Source organism: Planomicrobium okeanokoites, assembly GCF_003428875.1.
In the GTDB taxonomy this organism is placed as follows: Bacteria; Bacillota; Bacilli; order Bacillales_A; family Planococcaceae; genus Planococcus; species Planococcus okeanokoites.
In genome coordinates this window covers 16,835-34,077 of record NZ_QQRS01000005.1, presented here as the reverse complement: position 1 = coordinate 34,077, position 17,243 = coordinate 16,835, and the positions used below count along the sequence as shown (strand labels likewise).

The following is a 17,243-nucleotide window of genomic DNA, read 5'->3' as shown; positions in this document are numbered from 1 at the left end:
TCTCGAAAGCAGGTGACATGATGAAAATTGTATTTGTTTGCACAGGAAATACTTGCAGGAGCCCGATGGCTGAAGCGATTTTGGAATCCAAAAGAATCACCGGCATCGAAGTCCGTTCAGCGGGGGTTTTTGCCGGCAGTTCACCGATTTCACAAAATGCAGGAGCTGTTCTTGCGGAGCAGGGAATTGAATTCGATCATACGTCACGGCCGCTTTCTCCGGAAGATTTGGAATGGGCCGATGTCATTTTGACCATGACCCTTTCCCATAAGCAATTGATTCATCAGCAGCATCCGTATATGTCCGAGAAATTATATACATTGAAAGAATATGTGACCGGCTCGGCTGATGATGTAAGTGACCCATACGGCGGCTCAGTCACAGTGTATCAACAGACTTTCGACGAATTGCGTGAACTGATCGGCAGGCTGGAAACTAAACTTTTGCAGGGAAAATGAAAATTTTGCCACCCGTCATTTTGGGTGGTTTTTATTATGCGCTGATTTTCCCAACCTCAAAAAAGCCATAACACTAACCGTTTATATGTTTTTTCGCACAAAGGTGTTAAAATGAAACCAAAGTGTAAAAGTAAATGATTGCTTTTAGCGCTAACAGAATAGAAAAGAGGGTTATACATGAAAATCGCTATTTCTTCTGATCACGGCGGCAACAATCTTCGCAAGGAAATGGTCAATCTCTTAAACGAGATGGGCATTGAATATAAGGACTTCGGCCCGCACACCGATGACTCTGTCGATTACCCCGATTACGCGACTCCGGTTGCGGAAGCTGTAGTAAACGGTGAAGCGGATCGCGGTATCCTGATCTGCGGAACCGGGATCGGCATGTCGATTGCGGCAAATAAAGTAAAAGGGATCCGCTGCGCTCTAGTGCATGATGTTTTCAGTGCCAAAGCGACTAGAGGACATAACGATTCCAATATCCTTGCAATGGGTGAACGTGTTGTCGGAGCAGGACTTGCGCGTGAAATCGCGAAAACTTGGCTGACAGAGGAATTTGAAGGCGGACGCCACGAAAAACGGGTACAAAAAATCACAGACTTAGAAAAATAAGGAGTGGTCGGCATGCAAAGTTTATGGCAATTGCAGCTAGAAGAAACGTTGGGTGAACTGGAACAGACAATTGATTTCAGGAAAGGCCAGGTTTTTGTGGTAGGCTGTTCAACTTCCGAAGTGCTCGGACAGCATATCGGCACTGGAGGCGGGTTGGATATTGCGGAAAGCTTGTATGAACCATTACAGAAATTCGCGGCACGCCATAAAATTTTTCTGGCGTTCCAGGGATGTGAACATATTAACCGTGCTTTGACGATTGAACGGCATGCCGCTGAGAAATACGGCTGGGAGCCAGTATCTGTCATTCCGGTAGCCAAAGCCGGCGGATCGATGAGTGCTTATGCTTACAGTGCTATGAACGATCCGGTCGTAGTCGAGGAAATCAAAGCGCACGCCGGAATCGACATCGGCCAGACAATGATCGGCATGCATTTAAAAAGAGTAGCCGTTCCGGTGCGTACATCTGTTAAACTAATAGGAGATGCGATTGTTTCTGCAGCCACCACACGCCCGAAACTGATCGGCGGTGAACGCGCCAGCTACAGTCGTGAGTTTGTTCAATTACAGGAGGGAAATCAGGATGGATTTGATTAAAGCGCAAGACCAGGCAGTATATGAAGCAATGAATGCGGAAAAAGAACGCCAGGAAGCGAATATCGAACTGATTGCATCAGAAAACTTTGTGTCGCAGGCCGTCATGGATGCGCAAGGCTCTGTATTGACTAATAAATACGCGGAAGGTTACCCGGGCAAACGTTATTACGGGGGCTGTGAATTCGTTGACGTGGTGGAAAACATCGCGAGAGACCGCCTGAAAGAAATTTTCGGTGCGGACCACGCCAATGTACAGCCGCATTCCGGTTCACAGGCAAATATGGCCGTTTATACTGCGGTTCTTGAAAAAGGCGATACGATTCTTGGAATGAACTTGAACCACGGCGGTCATTTGACGCATGGCAGTAAAGTGAATTTCAGCGGTATGCAGTATGATTTCAAGGAATACGGCGTAGATGAAGAAACGCAATTGATCGATTACGATAAAGTGCGTGAAGCTGCTCTGGAGCACAAACCGAAAATGATCGTAGCTGGAGCAAGTGCATATTCCCGAAAACTTGATTTTGAGAAATTCCGTGAAATCGCTGATGAAGTCGGCGCTTATTTGATGGTGGATATGGCTCACATCGCAGGGCTTGTGGCAACAGGAGCTCATCCGAATCCGGTTCCCCACGCGCATTTCGTGACTTCGACAACACATAAAACCCTTCGCGGCCCACGCGGCGGTTTGATTCTTTGCAAAGAGGAATTCGCGAAGAAAATCGACAAAACGATTTTCCCGGGAATCCAGGGCGGTCCGCTTATGCACGTCATCGCATCTAAAGCGGTAGCGTTCGGTGAAGCACAGCAGCCTGAGTACAAAGAATACATCGACCAAGTGGTGAAAAACGCGAACGCACTTGCTGAAGGCCTGATGGCTGAAGGCGTGGATATCGTTTCAAAAGGCACGGACAACCATTTGATGCTGATTGACCTGCGTTCATTGAACCTCACAGGAAAAGTAGCCGAAAAAGTTTTGGATGAAGTCGGCATCACAACAAATAAAAACACGATTCCATTTGATCCGGAAAGTCCATTTGTGACTTCAGGAATCCGTCTTGGAACGCCTGCCGTTACGTCCCGCGGCTTTAAAGAAACGGAAATGAAGGAGATCGCATCCATTATCGCGATGCTTCTAAAAAACCCTGAAGATGAAACAACGAAGAAAGAAGCGGCTGAACGCACAGCTAAATTAACAGCCAGCTTCCCGCTCTATAAATAAGGGAATGCAGCTGCTGTCTCGCAAGGGCAGTCAGCTGCATTTTTCTCCCCATAGATAATGAAAGAAGGGGTACCGGATGCAAAACAGTAAAATAGAAAAAGAAAAATACATAATTGTGGATTGGCTCAGCCGTCTCGGTGTCGAATTCCAGACAGGTTTTGTCGTCATCAATTCACAACTTGATGAGCAGCCGATCCTTTATGCCAATCAGGCGTTTTACGACATGACGGGATATTCCGAAAACGACGTCCTGGGTAAAAACGGCCGGTTTTTGCATGGGGAAAAAACAGACAAGATAATCAGCGATAAAATCCGGAAATGCACCTTATCCGATAAGGCAGACACATTCGAAATCGTTAACTACCATAAGAATAAGAACCCCTTCTGGAATGAAATCACAGTTCAGCCGATCAGCGTTGACGGCGGAAGACATCGGTATACACTGATGCTGATGAAGAACATCAATGACCGGAAAAGGGAAGAAGCATTGATCCAGCTGCAGCAGGAAGCGTATACCGGCATCGAAAAAGGCTATATGCTCGGTTCGCTGCTTGAAAATGTCTGCCGGATCATTGAATCGTTCTTCAAGGATGGCACGACATGCACCATCCTGTTCATTGATGAAAACAATAAATTCAGGGATGTCGCAGGCAAATCAATGCCGAAGGATTTCCGTGAATTTATTGATGGAAAAGACGCGACTCCTCAATCGGGCTCATGCGGGGCAGCTTATCACCGGGGCGAGTCGGTCATAGTGGAAAATATGCAGGTAGATGAGTTATGGGAAGAATACCGGTCCATGGCTGAACAATATGGTTTCAAATCCACCTGGTCAGTGCCTTTTCTTGATAAAGACGGCAATGTGATAGGTACATTGGGTATTTATTTCCCTTCGACGACTATACCGGATGAAAAAGACTACCTGTTCCTGGAAAGAATCGCACCGACGATTTCCCTGACAGTCAAGTATTCGCGACAGCAGGAAGAAATGCTGAAACTTGCTTATACGGACCGGACGACGGGACTGCGCAACCGAAACTATTTCATGATTGAATTGGCTTCTTTGCTTGAAGAAAACAAAGAAGGGCTCGTTGCGTTTTTATCAGTGGACGAATACGTCAAAGTCGTTGACCAATATGGCCACCGTGCTGGTGATCAATTGATCCAGGAAATCGGCAAGCGTTTCGGCATGGCAACTTCTTCGAAAGAAGCGCTGATTGCGCGTTTTTCCGATTCGACGCTGGCACTTGTCAGCCTCATGCCGTTGGATCAGATTCCGGATTACCTTGAAGAACTGGGCAAATTATTGGCTGAGCCGATTACCGTGCGTGATATGGAATTGTTCTTATCCCTTAAAACGGGTGTCTCCATCATAACGGCCATGCAGCAGGATGTGGAGGAACTCATCCGCTATGCAGACAGCGCATTATCGAAAGCGAAACTTCGGGCGGGTGAATCCATCTGCTACTACGAGAATGAACATGATGAGTATATGATGCGAAATCTCCGGATAGCCAATGAATTGACGGCAGCGCTGCGACGGGAAGAAATAAAAGTCCATCTTCAGCCGAAAGTGGATATGCGCACAGGCAAAATTCTGAGCTTCGAAGCGCTGGCACGCTGGAATTCGCCGGAACTTGGCAATATTGCTCCGGATGTTTTCATACCGGCAGCTGAAAAGAATGGCAAAATCCGCATTCTTGAACAGAATGTCTTGAAGCAGGTAATGGAATGGCTGAAAAATCGCCAGGAGCATAACCTTAACCTCCAGCAAGTGGCGGTTAATATTTCGGCGGATCATTTTTTCCATCACTCGTTTGTTCCGAATCTCGTGGACATGACAGCGGAATACAATATTGACCGGCGTTTGATCCAACTTGAAATTACAGAACGGATCGGCTTTGTCGACATCGAAGCCGCCAGAAAAATCTTCAAGCAATTGACGAAATATGGCTTTACCAGTTCGGTGGATGATTTCGGCACCGGCTACTCTTCTTTGAGCTATTTGCAGAAGCTGCCGGTCAGCGAAATCAAAATCGATCGGTCCTTCATTTCCAAAATGCACGAAACGGATACACTTGCGATTGTCCGGACCATCATTCAATTGGCGGAAAATCTGGACATGACCGCTGTTGCGGAAGGCGTAGAAACAGAAGAGCAGAAACAGCTGCTGCTGGATCTGGGATGCCATGTTGCCCAGGGATATTATTTCTACCGCCCGATGCCACTCGAAGATGCAAACCTATTGTAGACCGGAGCAGATGCTCCGGTTTTTTTAGTGGAATGGATTCAAGGGCTTACACTAAAGTTGTATGGCAATTAAAATTTCAGAAAAATTACAATGCTCGGCAGAGAGTTCAGAGCCCTTCAATTTCTGTTATACTATTGAAGATAATGTGGAAAAAGGAGAGATACGCCGTGGGAAAAGTATATGTATTTGATCACCCGCTGATTCAGCATAAACTGACGTACATCCGTGACAAATCGACAGGAACGAAAGAGTTCCGCGAATTAGTGGATGAAATAGCAACATTGATGGCTTTTGAAATCACCCGTGACCTTCCGCTGCAGGAAATTGAAGTGGAAACGCCGGTGCAGATTGCAAAAGCAAACGTATTGGCAGGGAAAAAAATGGCGATCGTGCCGATTCTGCGCGCAGGCATCGGAATGGTCGATGGGATTCTGAAACTGATTCCAGCGGCGAAAGTCGGACACATCGGCTTATACCGTGACCCTGAAACGCTCCAGCCGGTCGAGTATTATTTTAAAATGCCTTCGGATATTAAGGAACGCGAAATCATTGTAGTCGATCCAATGCTCGCAACTGGCGGCTCAGCAATCGAAGCTGTCAATTCACTGAAAAAACGCGGAGCGGTGAAAATCCGTTTCATGTGCATCATTGCAGCACCGGAAGGCGTGGAAGCTTTACAAACTGCACATCCGGACGTGGATATCTACATCGCGGCACTTGATGAAAAATTGGACGACCACGGCTATATCGTTCCAGGTCTTGGAGACGCTGGAGACCGTTTATTTGGAACAAAATAATATAGAAAAGCGGAAACGGCCGCTCAGCTCCGACAAGCGTAAGACGATTTGGCGAAGCGGCGTCTTTCCAGCCGCACAGTCTCGAAAAGCGGAAGTGCCTGTTCAGCTCTGACAGGTATAAGACAAATCAGCGTAGTGGCGTTCTTTGCCACGCAGCTGGTTTGACTTATTTCCCGAAGAGCTAGGCACTGGAGACTAGACACAAAGTGGCTTACGACTCGAGGAGTTGGCAGTTGGAGTCTGGACAATAGAAAAGCGGAAGCGGCCGCTCAGCAGGGCCGCTGGAGTCTAGAGAATAAAGAAAAGCGAGGCTGATCCTTTTGACGAAGAAGTGGAAAGTGATGACGATCTTCGGTACTCGTCCGGAAGCCATCAAAATGGCGCCGCTTGTACTGGAGCTTCAAAAACATCCGGAAACCATCGAGCCCCTGGTGACTGTTACAGCCCAGCACCGTGAAATGCTCGACCAGGTTCTTGAAACATTCAAAATCACACCGGATTTCGACTTGAATATCATGAAGGACCGCCAGACGCTCGGCGAAGTAACGACGCGGGCACTGGAAGGTCTCGATAAAGTGATGAAAGAAGCGAAGCCTGATATCGTGCTGGTGCACGGCGATACGACAACGACTTTTGTTGCGAGTCTTGCCGCATTCTACAACCAGATAGCTGTTGGCCATGTAGAAGCAGGACTGCGTACGCACAATAAATTCTCTCCTTATCCGGAAGAGATGAACCGCCAGTTGACCGGCATCATTGCCGATCTTCATTTTGCGCCGACTGAAAAATCAGCACAGAACCTGTTGGCAGAAAACAAAAAAGAGGAAGCTGTCTACATTACGGGCAACACAGCGATTGATGCCTTACAAACGACTGTGACCGAAACTTATTCACATCCGATCCTTGAGAAAATCGGCGATGACCGCATGATTCTATTAACGGCACACCGCCGTGAAAATCTGGGGCAGCCGATGCGCAATATGTTCCGCGCGATCAAACGCCTGATTGAAGAGCACGATGACATTCAGGTTGTTTACCCGGTTCACATGAATCCGGCCGTAAGGGAAGTGGCGGATGAAGTGCTTGGCCGCGACCCGCGCATCCATTTGATCGAACCGCTTGAAGTCTTGGATTTCCACAACTTCGCTGCGCGTTCCTTCATTATATTGACGGATTCAGGCGGTATTCAGGAAGAGGCGCCGTCGCTTGGCAAACCCGTGCTCGTGCTGCGTGATACGACTGAACGTCCGGAAGGCATCGATGCTGGCACACTGAAGCTTGCCGGTACGGATGAAGAGACGATTTATGGGCTGGCGAAAGAATTATTGACAGATGAAGCGGCGTATAAAGCGATGTCGCATGCATCAAATCCTTACGGGGACGGGAAGGCATCGGTCCGGATTGTCGAAGCGCTTCATCAGTATTTCGACGCCAAATAAATAATTTGTGAATTTTTGTCCACAATATGTCGGGGCAATTTTGCTTGTGAAGTTTTTCACTTCTATCAATTGACATGATTTTACCCCTATTGTATGCTTACAAAGGGTATGCATGAGAAGGTTTTTTTACATAATTTTTTATGGTAAAAGCCTGATGCGACTGCTCTTTTATAGGGGTAAAATGTCAAATCAACGAATTTCGAGGGGTTTATCATGCACCCGAAAAAAAGTCCCTTACAAGCGATGGCACTCTACAGCGCCATCCTCTCACAACTTGTCGGGTCCGTACTCATCGGTGCGTTCACAGGTATGTGGCTCGATGATCAGTTCGGAACCGCCCCGCTATTTCTGGTCATCTGCCTTTTCGCAGGCATCTCAGCAGGCGTCTGGGCAATGCTTCAGACCGTCCGAAAATTCGAATCAGGAGACAAGTAAAAAAATGGATGGACTCAGGGAGATTTTCACAAGACTTAAAAGGATAATCATCTTTATCCTCGCAATATGTGTACTCGGTTGGGGATTCACCCCGTACCAGGACATCTTTGCGGGTCTGATCATCGGAACTTTGTTCGGCATTTATAATATGTGGATACTGGTTCGCCGGATGGACAAATTTGACCGGGCGGTGGCTGAAGGCTCGAAAGTTCGTTCCCTAGGAACGGCATTACGGTTTGCATCAGGTGTTGCAGCTGTTGCGATAGCGATATTGTTCGCAGAGCACATTCACTTGGTCAGTACGGTAATTGGATTGATGATTCCTTACATTCTGCTTTTGGCGGAACGGATCATCCATCACGTGAAACACCATTAAGAATGTGGAAAGAGAGGTGAAACAATCGTGGATCATGGAGCTCCAATGTGGCAAGATCCGCTGTTCGGTATTTGGTTTAACTTATCCAACGTTATGATGCTGCTCGTAGCCGCTCTTATCGTGTTCCTCATCGCATTCTTTGCAACGCGGAACTTAAAGCTGAAACCGACCGGGATGCAAAACTTCATGGAATGGATCATGGATTTCGTGAAGGGTATCATAAAGAGCAATATGGACTGGAGAGACGGTGGACGATTCCATGTACTTGGAATTACGCTGCTCATGTTCATTTTTGTTTCGAACATGCTGGGATTGCCATTCTCAATCATTGTCAACGGAGATCTCTGGTGGAAATCACCTACAGCTGATCCGACTGTCACAATGACACTCGCAGCAACAATCATCATCTTGAGCCATTACTATGGCATCAAGCAAAAAGGTTTGAAGAATTACGGAGCGGATTATTTGAAGCCGATGCCATTCCTGTTCCCGTTGAAAATCATCGAGGAATTTGCGAATACGCTTACACTTGGTCTTCGTCTTTACGGTAACATCTTTGCCGGGGAAATCCTTTTGGGATTGCTTGCAGGTTTAGGTGGAGCGGGTATCTTCGGATTTGCCGCAGCCGCGCTTCCAATGATGGCTTGGCAAGGATTCTCGATCTTTATCGGGGCTATCCAGGCATTCATTTTCGTTATGTTGACAATGGTTTATATATCGCATAAAGTTGCCGACGACCATTGAGATAAAATCGCCTTAATCGGCGGCAAAAAACAAAAAAACAATTATCCTGAGGAGGACATTTTAAAATGGGTTTATTAGCAGCAGCAATTGCAGTAGGTTTAGCAGCACTAGGTGCAGGTATTGGTAACGGTCTTATCGTTTCAAAAACAGTTGAAGGTATCGCTCGCCAGCCAGAAGCTCGTGGCGTTCTTCAAACAACAATGTTCATCGGTGTTGCTTTGGTAGAGGCACTTCCTATCATCGCGGTAGTTATCGCGTTCATCGTAATGAACCGTTAATCAACGAAAAGCGACGGCGCCCGTTTAGCTCTGAAAGGCATAAGACAGAACAACGAAGTGGCCTTGGCCGCGCAGTTGGGCTGGCTTATGACCCGAAGAGCTGGGCCGCTGGAGTCTAGACAAAAAGTCTAAACACAAAAAGCTAAATGGCGAGAATGCTTCGGCATGTTTTTCGCCATTTACGCTTGTTATGAATCATTTTACAACCGAAAAATCATCTTGCAGCAATTAAAGATCTTACTATAGAAGAAACGTACTTTTAGGCTCTTGAAGGGAGTGAAACAATCGTGTTTTTTGATCACCTCGTACTCGGTGCTACCGGGGAGTTTTTGAATATTGGAGATATCGCAGCAACGTTGATCGTGTTTATCGCATTGATGCTGCTACTGAAAAAATTCGCATGGGGACCTTTGATGGGCGTAATGCAGGAACGTGAAGACTTGATCGCAAGTGAGATCGAAACTGCTGAAAACAGCCGTCTGGAATCCAAAAAAATGCTTGAAGAACAGCGCAACCTTCTGAAAGATGCGCGCACACAAGCACAGGAAATCGTAGAGAACGCCAAAAAGCAAGGCGAAGTTTCGCGTGAGGAAATCATCACGACGGCACGCGCTGAAGCTGGACGCATGAAAGATGCGGCAGTTCTTGAGATTGCCAACGAAAGAGACAAAGCGATTTCTGCAGTTCGTGAAGAAGTTGTGGCATTGTCATTGCTTGCAGCTACGAAAGTGCTTGAAAAAGAAATCTCTGAGGAAGACAACCGCCAGTTGATTAACGAAACGATTGCGAAGGCAGGCGAAGTGCAATGAGTCAGGCTGCAGAACGCTATGCATTAGCATTGTTCCAAACGGCACAGAAACATCAGGTTACTGCTGAAGTTGAACAGGATCTGCGCGAAGTGAAAAAAGTCTTCGCTATGACTCCGGAACTTTATCAACTGATGGTTTCACCGAAATTATCATCTGAAAAAAGAATCAACCTCATCAACGAATTGTTCAAGCAAGGCAATCAATACGTGATCAACACGATCCAATTGATCGCTGAGCGCGGACGTTTAAATGAAGTAGGGGAATTGGTCGATGCTTACATCACCCTTTCCAACGATGCACAAGGAATCCAGGATGCAAAAGTTTACTCTACACGTCCATTGACTGAAGAGGAACGCACTTCGATTTCAACTGTATTTGCACAAAAAGTAGGTAAACAGGCATTACGAATTGAAAACATTGTCGATCCTTCGTTAATCGGCGGATTGCGTCTTCAAATCGGAAACCGCATCTATGACAGCAGCATCAGCACGAAATTGACTCGCTTGCAGCGTCAATTGATCGGTTAATTAATGAAATTATGAGAGGGTGACATACATGAGCATCAAAGCTGAAGAAATCAGCGGTCTGATTAAAGCGCAGATTGAAAATTACCAATCAGAGATGAAAGTTGACGACGTCGGTACAGTAATCACAGTTGGTGATGGTATCGCTCGCGCTCATGGCCTCGACAACGTCATGGCTGGAGAACTTGTTGAGTTCTCTACTGGTGTATTGGGTATGGCACAAAACTTGGAAGCCAATAATGTTGGTATCATCATCCTTGGGCCATTCGCAGACATCAAAGAAGGCGATGAAGTGCGTCGTACGGGCCGCATTATGGAAGTACCGGTAGGAGAAGAACTTATCGGACGTGTAGTAAATCCGCTTGGACAGCCAGTTGACGGCCTAGGCCCGATCAACACAACGAAATCCCGTCCAATCGAAAGCCCTGCACAAGGGGTTATGGCACGTAAATCTGTTCATGAACCACTTCAAACAGGTATCAAAGCGATTGACGCATTAGTGCCGATCGGCCGCGGACAGCGCGAATTGATCATCGGTGACCGCCAGACTGGTAAAACATCTGTAGCGATCGATACAATTTTGAACCAGGCTGACCAGGACATGATCTGTATCTATGTAGCTATCGGACAAAAAGAATCAACTGTACGTAACGTAGTTGAAACTTTCCGTAAAAACGGTGCTTTGGACTACACTATCGTCGTGACGGCATCTGCATCACAGCCGGCACCATTATTGTACCTTGCTCCTTACGCAGGTATCACTATGGCCGAAGAATTCATGTTTGACGGCAAACACGTTCTTATCGTCTATGATGATTTGACAAAACAAGCATCAGCTTATCGCGAACTTTCACTATTGCTTCGTCGTCCTCCAGGCCGTGAAGCTTACCCAGGTGACGTATTCTACTTGCACTCACGCCTTCTTGAGCGTGCAGCGAAGTTGAACGAAACTCTTGGTGCAGGTTCAATCACAGCATTGCCGTTCGTTGAAACGCAAGCTGGCGATATCTCTGCTTATATCCCAACAAACGTAATCTCAATCACTGACGGACAAATCTTCCTTCAGTCTGATCTATTCTTCTCGGGTGTACGCCCAGCGATCAACGCTGGTCTTTCTGTATCACGTGTTGGTGGTTCAGCGCAGATTAAAGCGATGAAGAAAGTTGCGGGTACGCTGCGTCTTGACTTGGCGGCATACCGTGAACTTGAATCATTCTCTCAATTCGGTTCTGACCTTGATGCTGCTACAGCTGCTAAACTTGAGCGTGGTAAACGGACTGTTGAAGTTCTGAAACAGGACTTGAACAACCCGATCAAAGTTGAGAAACAAGTTGTTATCTTCTATGCATTGACAAAAGGCTTCCTTGACGATATCGCAATCAAAGATATCTCCCGTTTCGAAGCTGAGTTGACTAGCTGGTTGGATACAAACCACACTGAAGTTTTGGAAACTATCCGCACTACGAAAGGTTTGCCTTCTGACGAAGCATTTGGCGCGGCAATCAACGACTTTAAACGCACATTCGCAAAATCAGAGTAAGCATTTCAGCAGGATCAGAAGAAAAAATAATAAGGTGGTGAAATACCAGTGGCATCTTTACGCGACATAAAAAACCGAATTACGTCAACGAAGAAAACAAGCCAGATTACACGAGCGATGCAAATGGTTTCCGCTTCAAAATTGAACCGTGCAGAGATGAACGCTAAAGCGTTCGTCCCTTACATGGCGAAAATCCAGGATGTCGTAGCTTCAATAGCTGCCGGATCGAATGACGCAAGCCATCCGATGATGACAACCCGTCCTGTGAAGAAAACCGCATATCTTGTAATCACATCTGACCGTGGGTTGGTTGGCGGATATAACAGTAACATTCTGCGTACTGTAAGCAATAAAATCCGTGAGCGCCATACGTCGAATGATGAATTTGTTATCCTCAGCATTGGCCGTAAAGGTCGGGATTTCTTTGCGAAACAAGGGATGACCATCTTGGAAAGTGCAATTGCGCTTCCAGACCACCCATCATTTGCTGACATCAAAGAAATTACGCGCAAAGCTGTTGGTATGTTCTCAGAAGGTGCATATGACGAAGTTTATATGTACTATAATCACTTTGTCTCAGCTATTCAACAGGAAGTCACTGAAACGAAGGTTCTGCCTTTGACGGATATCAAGCCGACTGGAGCGACTTCTTCTTATGAATTCGATCCATCTGCTGAAGCGATCCTGGAAGTTCTTCTTCCACAATACGCAGAAAGCCTGATTTTTGGTGCCGTTCTTGACGGCAAAGCAAGTGAACATGCGGCTTCAATGACAGCGATGAAGAGCGCGACCGACAATGCGTCCGAATTGATCGACGGATTGACACTTTCATACAACCGTGCCCGCCAGGCAGCGATCACTCAGGAAATCACTGAAATCGTCGGTGGGGCAGCGGCACTCGAATAGAAAATAATACAGAAGCGCAGACGGCCCATTCGGCCGTCGATGCTTGCAATAATTTTCAATAAAAGTAAGACAGGAGGGAATAGCATGAACACAGGACACGTTCTTCAAGTTATGGGTCCGGTTGTAGACATCAAGTTTGCCGATGGCCATCTTCCAGAAATCTACAACGCCCTAACTGTAAAAATTGATCGTCCCGGTCAGGCAGTAGTTACTCTGACTTTAGAAGTAGCTTTGCACCTTGGCGACGACACTGTTCGTACGATTGCGATGGAATCCACTGATGGATTGCAGCGTGGATCGGTTGTAACCGATTTGGGCAGCGCTATTACTGTTCCAGTTGGAGAAGTAACACTAGGCCGCGTATTTAACGTACTTGGTGAAGTAATCGACTTAGGTGAAGAAATCCCGGCAACTGAACGCCGCGACCCGATTCACCGTTCAGCACCTACATTTGAGCATCTTTCCACAGAAGTTCAAATTCTTGAAACAGGTATCAAAGTAGTTGACTTGCTTGCCCCTTACATCAAAGGTGGTAAAATCGGTCTCTTCGGTGGTGCCGGTGTAGGTAAAACAGTTCTTATCCAGGAATTGATCAACAACATCGCTCAAGAGCACGGCGGTCTTTCTGTATTCGCCGGTGTTGGTGAGCGTACACGTGAAGGAAATGACTTATTCCACGAGATGAGCGATTCCGGCGTTATCAAGAAAACTGCAATGGTCTTCGGCCAAATGAACGAGCCGCCTGGCGCACGTATGCGTGTCGCATTGTCCGGTTTGACAATGGCTGAATATTTCCGTGACGAACAAGGCGCGGACGTACTATTGTTCATCGATAATATCTTCCGCTTCACTCAAGCAGGTTCTGAGGTATCGGCTCTACTTGGCCGTATGCCATCTGCCGTTGGTTACCAGCCGACACTTGCTACTGAGATGGGTCAATTGCAGGAACGTATTACGACTACAAGCACTGGTTCTGTAACATCAATTCAAGCGATCTATGTACCAGCCGATGACTATACGGATCCGGCTCCTGCTACAACATTCGCCCACTTGGATGCTACAACTAACCTTGAGCGTAAACTTTCTGAAATGGGTATCTACCCAGCGGTGGATCCACTTGCTTCGACTTCACGCGCATTGTCGCCTGAAATCGTTGGAGAAGAACATTATGCAGTTTCCCGCCAAGTGCAGGAAACGCTTCAGCGTTACCGTGAACTACAGGATATCATTGCAATCCTTGGTATGGATGAGTTGAGCGATGAAGACAAGTTAACGGTTAACCGTGCTCGTCGCGTTCAAAACTTCCTATCTCAAAACTTCCACGTGGCTGAGCAGTTTACTGGCCAAAAAGGTTCTTATGTACCGGTTCAAGAAACAATCAAAGGATTCCAGGAAATCCTTGCCGGTAAATACGATCACTTGCCTGAAGATGCTTTCCGTTTGGTAGGTCGCATTGAAGATGTAATCGCCAAAGCTAAAGGCATGGGCGTAGAAGTCTAAATCAGGGACCAGGAGGGGAAAAAATGAAGACCATTACAGTCAATATTGTCACTCCCGACGGCCCGGTATACGATTCAGAAGTCTCCATGGTAATTGCGGTTACAGCTTCCGGTGAAATGGGCGTCCTGCCCGGTCACATCCCGACAGTAGCACCTCTTGGAATCGGCGCTGTCCGATTGAAGAAAGAAAACTCGACGGAATTGGTTGCTGTAAGCGGCGGATTCCTTGAAATTCGTCCTGAAAAAGTAACGATTCTTGCCCAGTCAGCAGAACGTGCGACTGATATCGATGTTGCTCGCGCACAAGAATCAGCTAAACGTGCAGAAGCGTTGCTACAGGCGAAAAAAGATGAAGTCGACTTCAAACGGGCTGAGCTTGCTTTGAAGCGTGCGATGAATCGTATCAACGTTTATGAGGGTAATGTTTAGTATAGAAAAGCGGAAACGGCCGCACAGCTCCGACAGGCTTAAGATGAATTTCCGAAGCGGCGTTCTTTGCCGCACAGGAAGGGCAGCTTAAGTCCGTGGAGTTGGCCGTTGGAGTCTAGACACAGAAAAGCGACAGACAATGTAGAAAGCGGACAAAAGTTATCCTAACTTTTGCCCGCTTTTTCTATAATTTCTAAATACTATTCAATCGGAGAGGAAGAGCCATATGGAACAAATGATTGGCCAGCAGGCAATTATCTCTATCTTTAGCCACATCTTTTTTACGGGCGTAGCTTTTTACGCATTGCGCGCTATGACATTTGAAAATTGGATCCGAAAAAATCATGTGCTGCAGGCACAAATACTTTATATTTTCCTGAGCATTGCTTTAGGTACAATGGTTTCAACGTTCTTTTTGAACATATCCGCATGGTCCAGACAGCTGCCTTATCTCTTCTAGGACTTGGGAAATTGTCGTGTTTCCACCTGGTGGGAACAGGCCAATTTGCCAAACCTTAGCTATTTCCCGGGAAATAATTTCAAAAACCATGTTTATTTTCCTATATACGGGGAAAATATTCACTGTAATCAAATTGTAATATAAAGTGTTAGTCGACGGACACAAATCAAAAGGTTGTTACGAATCTTATAAACAAGCAGATAATATTTAACAAAAATAATCTGCCAGATACTTGTTATTTTAATAAAATACGGGTATCATAGTAAAGGTTTTGTTTCTAAATAATGACATTGGACTTTTAAGCGTTTTATATACATTTTTACAAATTTTATTACAGATTATTTTACACATGGAGGGCGTTTCAGTGGAACAGATCATTGTAAGAGGCGGTAACAAGTTAAACGGTAAAGTAAGAGTGGAAGGGGCTAAGAATGCAGTTCTTCCAGTCCTGGCCGGAGCATTGCTCGCTGGTACAGGCAAAAGCATCATCAAGGAAGTTCCGCACTTGGCGGATGTCTACACGATTCAGGAAGTTTTGAAAAGCTTGAACGTAGGCATTGAATACTTCCCGGAAAAGAATGAAATGCACATTGATTCATCTTCAACTTTATCAAGTGAAGCTCAATTCGAGTATGTTAGAAAAATGAGAGCTTCGATTTTGGTTATGGGACCGCTTCTTGCACGCAATGGTTTTGCTCGTGTGGCGCTTCCAGGTGGTTGTGCAATCGGATCACGTCCGATCGAACTTCATTTAAAAGGCTTTGAAGCGATGGGCGCCAAGATTACATTCGGCAACGGCTTTGTAGAAGCTGACGTGAATGGCAGATTGCGCGGAGCTAAAATATACTTGGATTTCCCAAGCGTAGGGGCTACTGAAAACATCATGACGGCAGCAGCGTTGGCAGATGGGGTTACAATCATCGAAAACGCGGCGAAAGAGCCTGAAATTGTTGACTTGGCTACTTACATCAACGAAATGGGAGGGAAAGTGATTGGTGCAGGTACGGATACGATCCGTATCGAAGGCGTTGAAGAATTGAACGGCGCTGAGCATTACATCATTCCTGACCGCGTTGAAGCTGGCACATTCATGGTGGCAGCAGCGATCACTGAAGGTGACGTAACGATTGAAAACGCAGTACCTGAGCATATGGCAGCTTTGATCTCCAAACTTGGAGAAATGGGTGTGCGCATCGAAGAAACTGATGAAGGCCTTCGTATACGGGCATCACGTCCATTGCGCTCAATTGATATCAAGACGATGCCGCATCCAGGATTCCCTACGGATATGCAGTCTCAGATGATGTCATTGATGCTGACAGCAAAAGGGAACGGAATCCTGACAGAAACAGTTTTCGAAAACCGTTTCATGCATGTTGAAGAATTCCGCCGCATGAATGCTTCCGTAAAAATCGAAGGGCGTTCAGTTATCATGGAAGGGCCTTCTAAATTGCAGGGAGCAGAAGTTTCGGCAACAGACTTGCGTGCAGCAGCAGCCCTGATCCTTGCTGGACTTGCCGCTGAGGGTATTACACGCGTAAACGAATTGCAGCATTTGGATCGCGGATACGTTGACTTTCATAAGAAACTTGCATCGCTTGGCGCAGATATCGAACGCGTCATCACAGAAGAAGCACCAGTCATGGAAGAGCAAACGGTCTAATTCCTTAATCATAATATCAAACCCGGAACTGCAATTGCGGTCCCGGGTTTTTATGTGTTTATAAAGTATTTCCCGGGAAATGAAACTGAGAAGATTGACCCTATCAGAGAATATTAAATAGACTAAACGAAGTTTTCTTAAAATAGCATATATTCTTCCAAAATATTATGTAGATGACTGAATCTTTGTGTTAAAATATTC

The 17,243-nt window shown here is 46.2% G+C and carries 19 protein-coding genes; all 19 read left to right on the top strand.

Translation table 11 applies throughout. The features are described from left to right. Window positions 1-20: 20 nt before the first annotated feature. The 19 genes from D2910_RS12105 (at window position 21) to murA (ending at window position 17,042) form a co-directional block, all read left to right on the top strand. On the top strand, window positions 21-458 hold the full coding sequence (locus tag D2910_RS12105) for a low molecular weight protein arginine phosphatase (protein ID WP_117313671.1): 438 nt from the start codon (window positions 21-23) through the stop codon (window positions 456-458). A gap of 177 nt (window positions 459-635) precedes the next feature. Next, window positions 636-1,073: a ribose 5-phosphate isomerase B gene (gene rpiB / locus D2910_RS12100; protein ID WP_117313670.1), complete on the top strand. Its 438-nt coding sequence runs from the start codon at window positions 636-638 to the stop codon at window positions 1,071-1,073. 12 nt (window positions 1,074-1,085) lie between these two features. Then, on the top strand, window positions 1,086-1,670 hold the full coding sequence (locus tag D2910_RS12095) for a TIGR01440 family protein (RefSeq protein WP_117313669.1): 585 nt from the start codon (window positions 1,086-1,088) through the stop codon (window positions 1,668-1,670). Further along, window positions 1,657-2,892 carry a serine hydroxymethyltransferase gene (locus D2910_RS12090; protein WP_084244244.1) on the top strand — a complete coding sequence of 412 codons (1,236 nt, stop codon included), beginning with the start codon at window positions 1,657-1,659 and terminating at the stop codon, window positions 2,890-2,892. The genes D2910_RS12095 and D2910_RS12090 overlap by 14 nt, the downstream gene beginning before the upstream one ends. 76 nt (window positions 2,893-2,968) lie before the next feature. After that, window positions 2,969-5,143, top strand: a complete 2,175-nt coding sequence (locus D2910_RS12085; protein ID WP_117313668.1) for a bifunctional diguanylate cyclase/phosphodiesterase — start codon at window positions 2,969-2,971, stop codon at window positions 5,141-5,143. A 167-nt stretch (window positions 5,144-5,310) separates the two neighbouring features. Next, window positions 5,311-5,940: a uracil phosphoribosyltransferase gene (gene upp / locus D2910_RS12080; RefSeq protein ID WP_117313667.1), complete on the top strand. Its 630-nt coding sequence runs from the start codon at window positions 5,311-5,313 to the stop codon at window positions 5,938-5,940. Window positions 5,941-6,260: 320 nt separating this feature from the next. Continuing rightward, the gene (gene wecB, locus D2910_RS12075; RefSeq protein WP_117313666.1) at window positions 6,261-7,379 is read left to right on the top strand and encodes a non-hydrolyzing UDP-N-acetylglucosamine 2-epimerase; all 1,119 of its coding nucleotides are present in this window, start codon (window positions 6,261-6,263) and stop codon (window positions 7,377-7,379) included. A gap of 213 nt (window positions 7,380-7,592) precedes the next feature. Beyond that, complete coding sequence (locus tag D2910_RS12070; RefSeq protein ID WP_084244254.1) at window positions 7,593-7,814, top strand: AtpZ/AtpI family protein; 222 nt, start codon at window positions 7,593-7,595, stop codon at window positions 7,812-7,814. A 4-nt stretch (window positions 7,815-7,818) separates the two neighbouring features. Beyond that, complete coding sequence (locus D2910_RS12065; RefSeq protein ID WP_084244256.1) at window positions 7,819-8,190, top strand: ATP synthase subunit I; 372 nt, start codon at window positions 7,819-7,821, stop codon at window positions 8,188-8,190. Window positions 8,191-8,217: 27 nt separating this feature from the next. Beyond that, window positions 8,218-8,934: a F0F1 ATP synthase subunit A gene (gene atpB, locus D2910_RS12060; protein ID WP_084244258.1), complete on the top strand. Its 717-nt coding sequence runs from the start codon at window positions 8,218-8,220 to the stop codon at window positions 8,932-8,934. Window positions 8,935-8,999: 65 nt separating this feature from the next. Continuing rightward, entirely contained in the window at window positions 9,000-9,212 is a 213-nt protein-coding gene (atpE, locus tag D2910_RS12055) for a F0F1 ATP synthase subunit C (RefSeq protein WP_008433003.1), read from the top strand. A 287-nt stretch (window positions 9,213-9,499) separates the two neighbouring features. Continuing rightward, window positions 9,500-10,021, top strand: a complete 522-nt coding sequence (gene atpF / locus D2910_RS12050; RefSeq protein ID WP_084244260.1) for a F0F1 ATP synthase subunit B — start codon at window positions 9,500-9,502, stop codon at window positions 10,019-10,021. Continuing rightward, a complete protein-coding gene (locus tag D2910_RS12045) occupies window positions 10,018-10,548 on the top strand; it encodes a F0F1 ATP synthase subunit delta (protein ID WP_084244262.1) in 531 nt (176 codons plus the stop codon). Before atpF ends, D2910_RS12045 begins: the two co-directional genes overlap by 4 nt. Window positions 10,549-10,576: 28 nt before the next feature. After that, complete coding sequence (atpA, locus tag D2910_RS12040) at window positions 10,577-12,085, top strand: F0F1 ATP synthase subunit alpha (RefSeq protein ID WP_084244264.1); 1,509 nt, start codon at window positions 10,577-10,579, stop codon at window positions 12,083-12,085. A 48-nt stretch (window positions 12,086-12,133) separates the two neighbouring features. Next, the gene (gene atpG, locus D2910_RS12035) at window positions 12,134-12,991 is read left to right on the top strand and encodes an ATP synthase F1 subunit gamma (RefSeq protein ID WP_117313665.1); all 858 of its coding nucleotides are present in this window, start codon (window positions 12,134-12,136) and stop codon (window positions 12,989-12,991) included. Between the two features lie 84 nt (window positions 12,992-13,075). Then, window positions 13,076-14,491 (top strand): F0F1 ATP synthase subunit beta, encoded by a 1,416-nt coding sequence (gene atpD / locus D2910_RS12030; protein WP_101801439.1) that lies wholly within the window; start codon window positions 13,076-13,078, stop codon window positions 14,489-14,491. 23 nt (window positions 14,492-14,514) lie between these two features. Further along, window positions 14,515-14,919 carry a F0F1 ATP synthase subunit epsilon gene (locus D2910_RS12025; protein ID WP_101801440.1) on the top strand — a complete coding sequence of 135 codons (405 nt, stop codon included), beginning with the start codon at window positions 14,515-14,517 and terminating at the stop codon, window positions 14,917-14,919. A gap of 226 nt (window positions 14,920-15,145) precedes the next feature. Further along, window positions 15,146-15,379, top strand: coding sequence for a DUF1146 family protein (locus tag D2910_RS12020; protein WP_084244272.1), 234 nt, complete (start codon window positions 15,146-15,148; stop codon window positions 15,377-15,379). 364 nt (window positions 15,380-15,743) lie between these two features. Next, window positions 15,744-17,042, top strand: a complete 1,299-nt coding sequence (murA, locus tag D2910_RS12015; protein ID WP_084244274.1) for a UDP-N-acetylglucosamine 1-carboxyvinyltransferase — start codon at window positions 15,744-15,746, stop codon at window positions 17,040-17,042. The last annotated feature ends 201 nt before the right edge of the window (window positions 17,043-17,243 follow it).